We start from the raw sequence: 11456 nt of genomic DNA, 5'->3' as shown, positions 1-11456 counted from the left end.
CTAGAAAGGCAGCGAGTCTTCCTCTATATCATTATCTGGAACTTCAAAAGCAGGCTGTGCTTGAGGCTTCGCTTGTGTGGCTTGTGCATTTTCTGCACTCTTACTGCCTAGCATTTGCATTTCCGATACAACTATTTCAGTTGTATAGTGCTTCTGTCCGTCTTTTTCCCAAGTGCGAGTTTGAAGTTTGCCCTCGATGTATACAAGAGAGCCTTTTTTCAAGTACTGCCCTGCTATTTCTGCAAGTTTGCGCCAGATGACTATTTTGTGATATTCTACCTTATCTACTTGGTTTCCGTTTGAATCTTTGTAGCCCTCATTTGTAGCAATATCAAAATTACATACTGCTGCACCTTGAGGCGTGTATTTTAAAATTGGATCAGCCGTTAAGCGACCAATGTGCAATGTTTTGTTTAAGCTTCCTTTAGGCATTAGTTAATCCCTTGTGTTGATAATTTGTTTTTAACTCTTAAAAGTGTAGTTATCATAGAATCTATTGAAGCTTGGTTGTCGAAACGAACTAACCATTTCATGCCATTTTTACCATCCATAGGCGTTGGATCATCTGGCTCAGGTTTAACTACGCCAACACCCATTCCAGAACCGTAAGAAATACCTATACCTGCTAAATTCTTCCCGATATAAAACACATCGGTGAATTCAGACTTCCCATCACCAACTTCTAAAACTTGGATTATTGTTCCATCTGGCAAAGTTTCTCTTTTAAAGCCATACTTCTTTTCCATCACTTACTCACTTTCTGCGCCTTGCGCTTTGTCTCGATACTTATAAAAACCGATTCGTATAAATCGATTAAACTTTCGTTTTCATACCATCTTCTTAAGCAGATAATATTTGAAAAATTGCCGCCTAATACGTGTTCACGTTTATATATATGCTTGAATTTAGGGAGGAATGGCTCGCTACAAATTTCTCTATTCCAGTAATCATATCGCTCTTTATTAAATGCAAACACAGCTATATACGTCTCTTTCATCTCTCGCTCCGCTTTGTTACTATATTCAATGCACTTCCTTTTTCTGTTAGCGCGATTCTAAAATATTCTGATCTTGTCCGTTTTATGTAGCCGCCTTTCAACAAGTCGCGGGCTATTTCACAAGTTTCCAAGTAAGTTCTTTTCAGAAATATCATTGGATTAATGCTCTTACTTTCTTGAAGCTCTAACACTAATTCGCGCTGGTCTTGGCTAAGTATCATTTGTTATTCCAGATAACAGTTGTTATCACATAATCTTCCATCCTCACCTCACAATCGCCGTCTATAAAAGCTCCCGTACCACCTAAAATTTCAGCTTGCTTGGCAATCTTGGGTGTAAGTATCTCGCTCTTTGTTTGATTAATATCTAATTTGTATTTTCTCTCCCACAATCTCACAATTGCGTGATCTGACACAAAAACAGTTCCTTTATTTTTAGCCGCTTCAAGTTCTTGCTCAAGTTTTCTTACTTGTCTTTCTTTTGAATTTTGCGCTTGCTGAGCAGCTACAACAAGTTCTTTTGCTGAACGAAGCCGTATTCTCTCCGTCTTGAGATTCTTAGCAATTTCTTGTACCGTCACTCTGCACCTCCTTTTTCTGTTAGCGCGATTCTAAAATATTCTCTTCACAATTCACGCTCTTCTACTGCTTCAATTTTCAGCAAGTCTTTTACAAACTTTAAAAATCTGTTTGGTCTCTCTGGTAAATCACTTGCTAGTATAATTAGTCAACTCCTAGCTTGTATGAGCCAGTTTTAGTCCAGTCTATGATATGCTCGTTTCGCTATTCATAATTTTGCTGTTTAAATCCGTACTAAAATATAGCCGAGAGTCGTTAGGCAACATTCACATTAATCTTATCAGTACTTTTTTTTCATTGCTTAAACTCAGCCCAAACGCGCCTCGTTTCGCCGTCGTGAGCTACAATGCAAGTTTTATCAGCTTTAATCTCCTTTGACCATTTCCAATTGTTAGGGCGCAATCTTTTGCTTGCTTTTGCTTTATTTCCATCCGTGTAAAATTCATCTTCATTGAGCTTGCAATAAAGAAAGGGGAAATCATAAAGCTCAAGACCTATACCCCAATTAAAGCAAGCCCGCTTAAAAGAATCACTAGCCAGCCCTTTTTCAGCTTCTGTATTTGATTCTGTGCCTGTATCTTCTTTAGATACCCATTGTTTGTTATCTTTGTCGTAAATAGAAACTGTACAATTTTTATTGTCTCTCGAATAGCTCTTTTGCCATCCAAGTAAGCCACAAGCTTTGTTAAGCCTACGTATATCGACTCTAGCGTCTTTGTAAGCTAGAATGGTACAAAAAGCACCTTTTGTATTCTTTCCTACCATTCCGACTCTAAAATCAATTTCACTAATTTCTAATGGGGATTGTAGTAATTCTAAATTAATCATTTCTCGCCTTTCTTTTTATTTTAAATTGTCTATGCCTTTTTTTATTAAAACTGTCCCTTCACCTATTAAATCGATAGAGGAATAAGTTTTCTCTTGCACCATCACTTCTCTAGTTGCTGCCGCTCGCATAAAATCTTGAAAACTATCGTGCACATAGAAATCATTCTTTACAATAGTTTGATAAGTCTCAGCGTCCATGTATATCGGTTTCTGTATTTTCTTTTTCTTAGCCATTGTTTCCCTTGTTTTTTTAAGTTGTTTAAATATAAGCATTAATAAGCAACAAGCAAATTGTTTTATACATAAATAACTTGCATTCAGCAAAAAGGTGTGTTAATATTCAAGTAGAACTAACAAAAAGGCGATAAAATGAAAAAAGTATTTAGTAAAAAGTACATTATGGATAACAGAGGTTGCTACTCAAAGACAGATGTAGAAAAAATTCCCTGTATTAATGAAAAAATTACACTAAAGAAGTTGTATGCCCAACTCCCATATAACGATTTTGTTTGGTTTTTTTCAAAACAGTGTGGACTTACAAGCAAACAACTATCTTGTTTTGCTTTAGGGTGCGCAAATCTAGCGATGCAAATATTTGAAAAAGATAGCCAAAATGATAATAGCGTTCGGGATTGTATAGAGAAAACGGAGCTTTACTTAAAAGGTCAATGTTCACTAGAAGCATTGGAAGTTGCTGTTGCTGCAGCTGCTTCTACTGCTACTGATGATGATTATGCTTATGATGTTGTTTATGCTGCTGTTGCTGCAGCTGCTGCTACTGATGATGATTATGCTTATGTTTATGTTGATGAAGCTTATGGTTATGCTTATGATTATGCTTATTCTGCAAAAGAACTGCCATTATTTAAAAAGAAAGTATGGGAATTAATAGAGGGCTTTAAATAATGGAAAAGTTGTCACAGCTTATCAAGATTTATGCACAGAAAAATCAGAAGATAAACCAAATAGGAAAAATTAAAAAGAAAGTAGAAAAGGCTCTGGAGAAAGTTGTTCCCGTAGCAAAGGATAGGAAAACCGTTTCGGCGGGGGTAGCCAATCAGCTAAAAGCCGCTTTAAATCCTCTCTATGGAAAGTATGATGTTCATATGTATGTTTACAGCCCAAAATGCTATACGCTTCAAATACTAATGTATAACGATGTGAGCAAAGAAATAACATCTATTAAGACAGCTATAAAATTAGATGTGATGATAAATTCCGATGTGGTTAATGATGCAATAGAGGCTGTCAACTTTTACGGATTGGGTCTGTCCTATGTGCATCAAATGGATTTTATCGATAAGTACAATCAAAATCTAGGGTGTGACAAGTACGACGAGGATAGAGATAATAAAATTTCATACCCAGAATTGTTTTAGAAAGGCGAGGAAGCAAAATGAATAAAAGCGAAATAAGAAAAGAAATAGTGGCGTTAGTGAACAAAGGGGACTGGATAATCGTAAACGGTGTTAAAAAAACAATGACTTTAGACAATGCTACAAAGATAGTGTGTAAAAAATATGGAGCTAGTCCGCATGACGTGAAAAACCTATTGTCAAATGATGGTAAAGCTGAGAATGTAGGAGATAAAGCTATAACAATTGAGCAGATACGGGGGAATTGGTATATTTGCGAAAAGCACCTAGCTACATTTAAGCTATTAGTAATTAGCAAAGGGTTCAAAACAAAAGAACTTGCCCATCAAAGCTATACAAGAAAAATAGTGCTAACAGGTGTTAGCACTCAACATAAAGAAAATGTTGAGAAAGTAGAGGCAATGTATGAATGACAACAAGAGAGCTTTAAAATTAATAGCTAGACAGAATAGCATTCTTTGGTTTTTATCGGCGATCTTATCAATTGCTATAATATTAATAGCTTTATTCGTAAAGGTGCAAAATGGCGTACATATCTGAGAAACTTAGAAAGTCTGCTAATGGAAAAGATTGTACACTAAATATTGCAGGCGTTTGCAATTATGATAGAAGAACCGTTGTTCTTGCTCATATAAATACTGATTTTGGCAAAATGGGTGGGAAAAGTGACGACTATTCAGCTTGCTTTGCTTGCTCAAGTTGTCATACTCATTTAGATACTAATAAACTAGATAGCAATGATGAGCTATTTTATACTAGAAGGGCTTTAGTTAGAACTTGGCGCATTTGGTTTAATGAAGGATATATTCATGAGTAAAATCGTAGACATAGTCTATGTTGTTTGGTACACAACTGGCGAATACGACAATGATAGAATGAATTTTATTGAATTTGTAACGGGAGATAGTGAAAGGGCTAAAAATTATGTATATGTGGCTAATAAATCTTTTAAGGGTGAGCACATCGAATATTATATTGAAAAAACAGTAATGGTATGAATAAAATTCCAATAAAACCGCTATCTATAAACAAGTGCTACAAAGGACGTAGGTTTAAAACAAGTGATTATCTTAAATATTGTGGATTTGTTCCTATTTTTTTAAACAAAAATTCCAGAATACCAAAAGGGAAATTGGAGATATCCTTTAAATTCTACCTATCAACATCCTTAGCTGATTGGGATAATCCAATAAAGCCCATACAAGATATAATTTGTAAATACTACGGCATAAATGACAATAGAATATACAGAGGAACAGGCGAAAAAATAATTGTAAAAAAAGGACAAGAAAGGACAGAATATGTCATTAAAAAATACAGAGAAAAAAAAGAAATTAGTAATCCACTTAGACGGCGCGGCTATCGCACTAAGTTTTGACGGAAAAACACTAGACGCTAAAATAATTAAAGACAACGGCGAAATTGAGCATATAAAGGGGATAGAAAATAAACATCAATCTTTAATGCAAATAGTAGATGCGGCTAACTTCTTTACTTGCGCTAAAAAGGAAATGATATGAACATAAGAGCAACAATAATAAATGTAGAAGAGGATGAATATTCCGAACTTAGAGAAGGAAGTGATGTCACTATACCTTCTTTTTTAACTAGAACGCAAACACCGTACAGCATCGCAATAGTAGTTAGGAATGGACGTTTAAAGGAAGTTCCAATAGAATGTCTCCATATTCATCAATAAAAAATGTTGAATAGTAAAAAGCAATTTGCTACATTAAAGCAGATGTGGCGGCGCAAACTCATCTTTGCGTGGCTTCCCTCGCCTTGCCCTTGCGCCCATCTTATTTTACAATAGGCGAAGAAATTTAAAGCCAATGCCAACTTTAAATAATAAAATTTAGCATCCTCCGATTAACGGTAAAGTTACCTACTGGCATTGGCGCACTTTATCGCGGAGGATGCCGTATACGAAAGTAATATATATATGCAAGGATGGATTACATTACATCGTCAAATTGTGGATAATCCTATGTGGCTTTCAGAGACGTTTACAAGGTCTCAAGCATGGATAGATTTACTTATTTTAGCTAATCACAAAGAGAGTTCTTTCTACGTTAGAGACAATCAAATAACGGTTAAAAGAGGACAGATTGGACGCTCAGAAGAGTACTTTTCGTCCCGCTGGAAATGGTCAAGAACTAAAGTAAGAAATTTTTTAAAAAAGCTCGAAACAGAACAACAGATAACTAGGTCTAAAAGCCATGTCCTGCAAATCATTACGATAATTAATTACGACAAATATCAAGAAAAAGAACAACAAGAAAACAACAAGAAAACAACAAGAAAACAACAAGAAAACATATACAACAATGTAAACAATGTTAAACAAGATAATAAAATACTACAAAAGCATGAAGCTTTCGCAGAGCGTTTTTATCAAGTGCTTAAAGAAAATGAATTGGTACTAAAAACTATAAATCCTAAATCTATTTCATGGGTTAAGCCTATTCAATTATTAGAGACTACCGACGGCATAGAGTGGGAAACAATAACAAATGCAGCTAAATATTATTTTTCTAATTTAGAAGATACTTATATTCCAACTATAAAAAGCACAACTTCATTTAGAAAAAAGTTTGAACAATTAATTGATCATTATCAAAGATCACAAAAGGCGATGGCTTAGAAAGGCGACAGATGCAAAACATACCACACAGCGATGAAAACGAAAAGGCTTTGTTAGGCTCATTAATATTGGCACCTAATAAAATTGACGAGATCAAGGACGATATTAATGAGGACTATTTTTACAATGATAAAAACAAAGCAATTTTTAGAGCGGTGTTTAAACTCTATAAGCAGAAAAAAGGGATTGACTACATTACAATAATTTCTGAGCTAGATAAGGCTAGAGTAATTTACGATAAAAAATATGTTATAGAGTTAGGAGACTGTGTTCCATCCGCAGCTAACTACAGATTTTATTTTGAGCAATGTAGAGAAGAATGCGAGAAAAGGAGTTTGCTTAGAATCGCGTATAAGGCGGTAAAAGGCATAAGCGAAGGACTAGGAGCGGCAGAGGTTAGAAATGAGCTTAGAAGTTCCAAAATGGAAGAAATAAGCTTAAAAGATTACTCGTACAATGACCACGTTTCAGAGATGGCAGAAAAAACAGCGTTAAAATTTAGAGATATAAGTAAGAAAATTTATGCAACGGGTTTTGAATTTATCGACAATCCAATTTATTCTCTTATGCCTGCGGAAACTTTATTTATTGCCGCAGAGGGTGGATTAGGTAAAAGTACACTTTGTAAGGAAATTGCAATAAATATGGCTCAAAATGGTGTGGCGTGTGTATTTGAGACTTTGGAGCAAACGAAGGAAAGTATGTATACAAGTATAATAAATGGAGAAGCGGCAAAGAGCAGAGTAGATCATAATTTCCTAGCTTTGACTGAAATGCTAAAAGATTACAAGGAATCGGCAGCCGAGTTTTACAAGGCACAAACAAAAGAAAATATTTTCCTATTTGATAAGCCATCCACGTATTTAAGCGATATAAGAAAGCATATAAGGCTAGTAAAGAAAACAACAAAAAAACCTGTTTGTTTATTTTTAGATAGTTTTAGTCAATTAAATATCGCGGGAACTTACAAAAGCGATACAGAGCGAGAAAATGAGATTTCAAAAGAAATAACTCAGCTAGCAAAAGAAGAAAATATTCCGATTATCATAATTCATCATAACAACAAAGAGGGAAAATTTAGAGGCTCTGAAAAGCTAAAAGATAATTCTTGGTGGTGGATTTCTTTAAGCCCTATAGGCGGCGAGACAAATAGTAAGTATATAAATCCGAAATGGGTAAAAACCAGAGAGTTTAGAGGCGCATTTAAAGACGTTATTTTTGAAAAGGTTAATGGATATATAAAAGAAATTACGGATGAATATACAATACAAAGCGCGCTAGAAGATGGCAAAAAACAAAAGAAGATGTTTACGTAATAACTTGCAAAGCAAAAAAACAACTTGTATAAAGTAAAAGTTATTTATACCTTGATTATAGAACTAACAAAAAGGCGAGTAAATGAGCGAGATTAAATATATAAATCCAAAGGATTATGGCGTAACACCTGTTAAGCGTCCATTATCTGATACACCATCTATTGCAATAAGGCAAGCCATAGCAGATGCTAAAGCGGTATTGAAAAGTAAAAATGCTGTTTTAGATATGAAAGATTGGTGTAGTATAAACCTTACATTCAAAGCATGCGAAGTTTGTCAAGCGGGCGCAATAGCGTTAAGGCGTGGTCTAGCTTTCGAGGATGCGTACAGTGATCCTGTTAAAAGTTTTGAAAACGAAACAAATAAAAGAATACTTGCTTTTGATAATTTTAGGTTAGGCAATATTGATGATTTTTTATACGCTTTTGGCATATATCTAACTACGTCTATGTATAGATTTGTGGATAATGGTGAATTAAGTAAAAATATAAGCGATGCAGCAGAGAACGGAGATTGGGAATATTATTTTAAATGTTCTTTAGAAATGGCTAACCGACTAGAAAAGCTAGGATATTAAAATGTACATAACAACATTTAAAAGATTAGAGCCTTGTGTTTTAATATTAAATATAATACCAAAGAGCGAAGAGGAAATTAAAAGGGAATTGCTAAAATGAAAGCCGTTATATTCTTCCTTTTTATTTTATCTTGTCAAAGCACTTTCGAGAATAGCGCGGAATCAGACCATATTTTAACTATAAAAACGTACAGATTAAGTCAAGACAAAGAATATAATAAAATATTGTATATAAAGATCAATGAAAAAAGGTTTATTCAAACGAACATACTTTTGAAAAACTCAGAAGATTCATATAGAATATATCACAAGGGAAGAATCGACAGCATAAGAATTTACAAGGCTTGTTTGGAATCAAATAATGAAATAATAAATGCTTTGTGGACTATCAAGCTTGAAAATGTAAAACTAGGAACTGCGAGAGTGCTAGAAAATAAATTCGAGGCTAAAGGAATAAAGTTTTTTTACGAGAGAAAAGACTCATTTTAAAGGTGAAAAATAAAGAGAAAGAAGAACAAATTTTGAAATGTGATATCGAAGTTGATAAACAAGGAAAAATAATTATAGATTTTTCAAGTGATTGTGGAAAATTCGGAACTGACGAAACGTTAGCAGGTTGGATATTAACACCTGAAAGATTGCTGCAAATATTAGATGAGAGAGAAGATATTACAGATGACGAACTCTAATTACTGCCAACTAGAGGAGAAATAGATGTATCAACAATGCCCAAATTGCAAAGGAAGCGGAGAACAATTTCCGAATTTGTCAATGAAGACCAGCGAAGTCTGCTCTGTTTGTAATGGTAAAAAAATTATTAGCCAATTAACAGGCGAGCCACCAGACAGCAAAAGGGTTTTTCGAGAAATGAAAACGATATGAAGAAGATGTACAACAAAATCAAATCCGCTATTGTAATAGCGTACTATGTGTTTAAAAACCATGAATTATTTACAAACGAAGGGCTAAAATTATCTTCTAAAATACTTCAATTAATGTTTGAAGCTGCTGAGCAGAATAGTCCTTTAATGACGCACATAATGAAAATCATGTGATTGTCTCTTTATGGGCGGGAATTGGATTGAATGCTGATCCAGTAGTAAGAATCCAAGAATTAAAAAATGAAAATGAAAGTTTGAAAATTAAATTAGCCGAATTGCTAGAATAGGGGACTAAATGAAAAAACTAAAAGCAATGCAAATGATAAGCATAAGCTTCGACACATGGATCATATTTGCCTATGATAGTTTATTTTTAGACATTATGGGGACATTTTGTTTGGTATTATCTTTTTATTTTATAGGAAGAATGCAAGAACAGAACGAGACGCTAAAGACAATAAGGCTGTATCAAAAATTGCGAGAAAGCGATTTAGAGAGAATAAACCAGCGAGAAGAGATAATAATAACATTAGATAAAAACGGCGATTATACAGACACTATAAAAGAACTTCAAATACAAAGAGAATTGGATAGGATATTGAAGTGAGCACTAAAACAAGCATAATGTACACTAAAGATCACGAACATTGGTATATAGACAGCGCAGAAGATGACGTTATGACGTTAATATTTTCTAAAGATAACGCAAGGCTAGTGGGAAATAACGGTTCTGCGATAATTGTAGAAGTTGAACCCGACACAGATATGTATAATAAACTGTGGAAGCTAAAGTATGCAGGAGGGCTGAATGACTAAACGTAAGCCAAAAGAAGAACACAAAAAAAGCGGTCAGCCTACAAGTTATAAAGAAAGCTACAACAAAGAAGCATATAGGCTAGCGTTGTTAGGTTGCACAGATGCGGAAATAGCTGTTTTTTTTGAAGTTACGGAAACAACTATTAATAATTGGAAGCTTTCACATCCAAAATTCTTTGAGTCTATAAAGGACGGCAAGGTCAAAGCAGACGCTAAAGTAGCGGAATCTATGTTTAAAAAAGCAACGGGATACACAAAGAAAGTTATGAAGCCGTTTGTTGTTAAAGGCGAAATAGAAGATCACGAGGTAGAAGAACATTTCGAACCCGATACACGAGCAGCTCAAGTATGGCTAAACAATAGGCGTCCGAAAGATTGGAAGCAAAAGCAGACGGTGGTGCTAGACAATCAAATAGAAGATGTAGATTTCAAGCCGCCTGAAGAAATTGAAAAGGAAGAGAACGAAGATAAGCAGACTTAGAGATATTGTAAACAAAGAGGTTTATTTTTAATATACGAGATGAATTTGTTGATTTTCCGAAAAGTTTCCACAGGGGCAAGAACCATTTTTATTTATTTTAATTAAGTCTTGACATATTCAAAATAGCTTTGTATCATTAGGGTGTAATCAATAGCAAACAGGAGTCAGACATGACAGCGCAAGAAACTAAAAAAGAACTTTTAAACATGGGTGGCAAAGAGTGGAATAATCACGGCAAGGAAAGAGTTTATATCACTTGTGACATCTTCAACAAATTTACTGATAGAAGCTATCGTTTAAAAGATTCAAACAACAAGTTCTTTTTTGATTTAGCAAAAAATGCTATAATGAGAAGCTACAAAGGTAAAAAACCAACGATTGAAATTCAATACTAAAAAGGAAAAGAAAATGGAACATTTAACAAGCGGATTAATAAATGACGATTTCGTAGAACAATTTAAAAAGTGTATAGTCGAAACAACGAATTATGAAAACCGTGTACCTGAATTATTTCTAAATAATGCAGGTGCGCTTGCTTACGAAAAGTACGGCTTAAATCGGGCAGCTTCAACGGAAGAAACGGATTCATGGCTTGAAGCATTAGTGCAAATTAGAGAGCATTACGGGCTATAATTAATTAAACAAACAGGAATCAAGCATGACACAAGCACAAAAAAATCAAATCGCTCAAGACTTCGTAGATGCTCACAAAAATAATAATTTAGATGAATGGCAAGTTGCGGGAATAAATAAAGAACAAAAACTAGATAGTGTTTACAATAACCTTGTGGCGGGCGTTTACGGAAACGTGGAAATAGATGGCAATAATGGAACTATCGAGATAGATAAATTCGATAGTCGTAGCGGAAATCCAATTATTTTTGATTTTGAGATTGAAGATATTTATGCCTAAAAAAAATACCCATGGGGGGCAACGTAAAAATGCGGGTCGCCCATCGGGC

19 protein-coding genes are annotated in these 11456 nt (G+C 34.5%); 14 read left to right on the top strand and 5 right to left on the bottom strand.

The annotated features are described in order from the left end of the window. The 5 genes from ACRBG0_RS27665 to ACRBG0_RS27645 form a co-directional block, all read right to left on the bottom strand. Positions 1–432 (bottom strand): single-stranded DNA-binding protein, encoded by a 432-nt coding sequence (locus ACRBG0_RS27665; protein WP_431490070.1) that lies wholly within the window; start codon positions 430–432, stop codon positions 1–3. Further along, the gene (locus ACRBG0_RS27660) at positions 432–746 is read right to left on the bottom strand and encodes a hypothetical protein (protein ID WP_431490069.1); all 315 of its coding nucleotides are present in this window, start codon (positions 744–746) and stop codon (positions 432–434) included. The genes ACRBG0_RS27665 and ACRBG0_RS27660 overlap by 1 nt, the downstream gene beginning before the upstream one ends. Positions 747–1214: 468 nt before the next feature. Further along, positions 1215–1577 carry a hypothetical protein gene (locus ACRBG0_RS27655; RefSeq protein WP_431490068.1) on the bottom strand — a complete coding sequence of 121 codons (363 nt, stop codon included), beginning with the start codon at positions 1575–1577 and terminating at the stop codon, positions 1215–1217. A 292-nt stretch (positions 1578–1869) separates the two neighbouring features. Continuing rightward, positions 1870–2403, bottom strand: coding sequence for a Rad52/Rad22 family DNA repair protein (locus ACRBG0_RS27650; protein WP_431490067.1), 534 nt, complete (start codon positions 2401–2403; stop codon positions 1870–1872). 15 nt (positions 2404–2418) lie between these two features. Then, complete coding sequence (locus ACRBG0_RS27645) at positions 2419–2637, bottom strand: hypothetical protein (RefSeq protein ID WP_431490066.1); 219 nt, start codon at positions 2635–2637, stop codon at positions 2419–2421. A 135-nt stretch (positions 2638–2772) separates the two neighbouring features. On the opposite strand from ACRBG0_RS27645, the gene ACRBG0_RS27640 reads away from it, so the two are divergent. The 14 genes from ACRBG0_RS27640 (at position 2773) to ACRBG0_RS27575 (ending at position 11407) form a co-directional block, all read left to right on the top strand. Continuing rightward, on the top strand, positions 2773–3309 hold the full coding sequence (locus tag ACRBG0_RS27640; RefSeq protein WP_431490065.1) for a putative immunity protein: 537 nt from the start codon (positions 2773–2775) through the stop codon (positions 3307–3309). After that, entirely contained in the window at positions 3309–3782 is a 474-nt protein-coding gene (locus ACRBG0_RS27635; protein ID WP_431490064.1) for a hypothetical protein, read from the top strand. The genes ACRBG0_RS27640 and ACRBG0_RS27635 overlap by 1 nt, the downstream gene beginning before the upstream one ends. Before the next feature lie 17 nt (positions 3783–3799). Next, complete coding sequence (locus tag ACRBG0_RS27630; RefSeq protein WP_431490063.1) at positions 3800–4192, top strand: hypothetical protein; 393 nt, start codon at positions 3800–3802, stop codon at positions 4190–4192. Positions 4193–4302: 110 nt separating this feature from the next. After that, the gene (locus tag ACRBG0_RS27625; protein WP_431490062.1) at positions 4303–4596 is read left to right on the top strand and encodes a nuclease domain-containing protein; all 294 of its coding nucleotides are present in this window, start codon (positions 4303–4305) and stop codon (positions 4594–4596) included. Positions 4597–4773: 177 nt separating this feature from the next. Continuing rightward, a complete protein-coding gene (locus tag ACRBG0_RS27620; protein ID WP_431490061.1) occupies positions 4774–5157 on the top strand; it encodes a hypothetical protein in 384 nt (127 codons plus the stop codon). 564 nt (positions 5158–5721) lie between these two features. Next, on the top strand, positions 5722–6423 hold the full coding sequence (locus ACRBG0_RS27615; RefSeq protein ID WP_431490060.1) for a hypothetical protein: 702 nt from the start codon (positions 5722–5724) through the stop codon (positions 6421–6423). Positions 6424–6434: 11 nt separating this feature from the next. Beyond that, positions 6435–7739: a DnaB-like helicase N-terminal domain-containing protein gene (locus ACRBG0_RS27610; protein WP_431490059.1), complete on the top strand. Its 1305-nt coding sequence runs from the start codon at positions 6435–6437 to the stop codon at positions 7737–7739. Positions 7740–7821: 82 nt separating this feature from the next. Beyond that, complete coding sequence (locus ACRBG0_RS27605; protein WP_431490058.1) at positions 7822–8316, top strand: hypothetical protein; 495 nt, start codon at positions 7822–7824, stop codon at positions 8314–8316. 491 nt (positions 8317–8807) lie between these two features. Beyond that, on the top strand, positions 8808–9005 hold the full coding sequence (locus ACRBG0_RS27600; protein ID WP_431490057.1) for a hypothetical protein: 198 nt from the start codon (positions 8808–8810) through the stop codon (positions 9003–9005). A gap of 487 nt (positions 9006–9492) precedes the next feature. Next, complete coding sequence (locus tag ACRBG0_RS27595; RefSeq protein ID WP_431490056.1) at positions 9493–9804, top strand: hypothetical protein; 312 nt, start codon at positions 9493–9495, stop codon at positions 9802–9804. Between the two features lie 201 nt (positions 9805–10005). Then, positions 10006–10494 carry a hypothetical protein gene (locus tag ACRBG0_RS27590; protein ID WP_431490055.1) on the top strand — a complete coding sequence of 163 codons (489 nt, stop codon included), beginning with the start codon at positions 10006–10008 and terminating at the stop codon, positions 10492–10494. Positions 10495–10664: 170 nt separating this feature from the next. After that, positions 10665–10889, top strand: a complete 225-nt coding sequence (locus ACRBG0_RS27585; RefSeq protein ID WP_431490054.1) for a hypothetical protein — start codon at positions 10665–10667, stop codon at positions 10887–10889. Next, positions 10873–11127 carry a hypothetical protein gene (locus ACRBG0_RS27580; protein WP_431490053.1) on the top strand — a complete coding sequence of 85 codons (255 nt, stop codon included), beginning with the start codon at positions 10873–10875 and terminating at the stop codon, positions 11125–11127. Before ACRBG0_RS27585 ends, ACRBG0_RS27580 begins: the two co-directional genes overlap by 17 nt. Positions 11128–11152: 25 nt before the next feature. Continuing rightward, positions 11153–11407 (top strand): hypothetical protein, encoded by a 255-nt coding sequence (locus ACRBG0_RS27575; RefSeq protein WP_431490052.1) that lies wholly within the window; start codon positions 11153–11155, stop codon positions 11405–11407. The last annotated feature ends 49 nt before the right edge of the window (positions 11408–11456 follow it).

The organism is Lewinella sp. (assembly GCF_050633125.1).
Classification (GTDB): domain Bacteria; phylum Bacteroidota; class Bacteroidia; order Chitinophagales; family Saprospiraceae; genus Lewinella.
Note: the sequence above shows the minus strand (reverse complement) of the source record. Positions and strands in the feature narration are given on the sequence as shown.